Genomic DNA, 1,363 nt, shown 5'->3' with positions numbered 1-1,363 from the left:
ACAGAACCTGATACTGGCGAACCCGGCAGCGGACATTGAGTTGCCGCGGGAAGAAAAACGCCTGCCGCGGTATATCCTGAGCATTGATGAAATCGAGCATATCCTGTCGCTGCCTGACCCAAATACGTTGCAGGGCGCGCGCGACCGGGCCCTGATGGAGCTGCTCTGGTCAACAGGGATACGACGCAGTGAAGCGGCCCGGCTCGATATCTACAGCATTGACGGGTCACGCAAAACGGTGACCATCCGGCAGGGCAAGGGGAATAAAGACCGGGTATTGCCCCTCGGCGAACGRGCCTTAAACTGGCTCCGGTTCTATCAGCAGCAGGTTCGCCCGCAACTGCTGGTCACCCCGGACATCCAGTCGCTGTTCGTGGCAATGGACGGTCTCGACGGGTTGCAGCCGAACGGTATCACGCATGCCGTGAGCGGTTATATCCGGGCCGCCGGCATTGAGAAAAAAGGTGCCTGCCACCTGTTTCGGCATGCGATGGCGACCCAGATGCTGGAGAACGGGGCGGACCTGCGCTGGATACAGGCCATGTTAGGCCATGCGAGCGTGGAATCMACCCAGGTGTATACGCAGGTCTCCATCCGGGCTTTGCAGGCGGTGCACGCCAGTACGCATCCTGCGGAGCAGATGGCAGACGAAAAAGCCGGCGACGCCGATGAGGTGGGTTTACTGGCCGACCTGTACGCCGACACGGACACGCCGCCGGACAGTTCAGAGCCGACCTCAACCACYGATAGCCGCTGAGCGTCCGCCCGCCCCCGTTGAGTCAGGCGGGTTCGGTGTGGGGGCAGACCGTGGCCGGACTGCCCGTCGGCCTCGGCGCACGCGGGGGTAAATAGTCGTCAGGCGGCTTAACCGCTGGCGTCCCCGCTGAGCCGGTACAGGCCGCCCAACGCCTATTGAACATAATGCGGGGGAATTATACGCACTGCGCCGATGAGCAAAGGTAACAGCTTGAGCATCCATGAGCGGCTTAATGCGTATAATTGGCATTATGTCTGGCGCCCCCGCGGGTTAGCATCGCAAGGTGCGACGCACAAGGCTGACGCCTTCTGCTGTAAGCCGCTGAGCCGGCCATCGGCAACCCCAAGTTCTTCTTTAGCTGCCGCGTTATCGTCCAGCCAACACCCCTGAAGGCAGGTCGGCCTGCGGCCTCCGCTAATTTACCGCCCCCCGCCCCAACCCTGCTTCACTGGCTGCGCGCGGCTCACACTGCGCTGCGCTCCGTTGCTCGTTGCCGTGCTCGCCATCGCCGCCCCGTGCAGCCCCCCGGGGGGCTTCCCTGAACAAAACCGTGTGGTCATGCAAGGCCATGCGCAACCCGAAGCCACAGTGCCTCAGAGCGTCGCA

General features: G+C 62.6%; 2 protein-coding genes. One reads left to right on the top strand and one right to left on the bottom strand.

Features of this window, described 5'->3' with window-relative positions:
- Window positions 1-757: site-specific tyrosine recombinase XerC (gene xerC / locus D3222_RS24600; protein ID WP_118988352.1), on the top strand; the 757-nt coding region annotated here is incomplete at its 5' end.
- Here the strand turns inward: xerC and D3222_RS24595 are convergent.
- Window positions 737-1,006 (bottom strand): hypothetical protein, encoded by a 270-nt coding sequence (locus D3222_RS24595; protein WP_118988351.1) that lies wholly within the window; start codon window positions 1,004-1,006, stop codon window positions 737-739. The genes xerC and D3222_RS24595 overlap by 21 nt on opposite strands.
- Between the last annotated feature and the right edge of the window lie 357 nt (window positions 1,007-1,363).

The sequence above is a fragment of the Photorhabdus sp. CRCIA-P01 genome, from assembly GCF_003545805.1.
GTDB lineage: Bacteria > Pseudomonadota > Gammaproteobacteria > Enterobacterales > Enterobacteriaceae > Photorhabdus > Photorhabdus antumapuensis.
The sequence above is the reverse complement of the archived record's forward strand: the minus strand, read 5'-3'. Positions and strand labels throughout refer to the sequence as shown.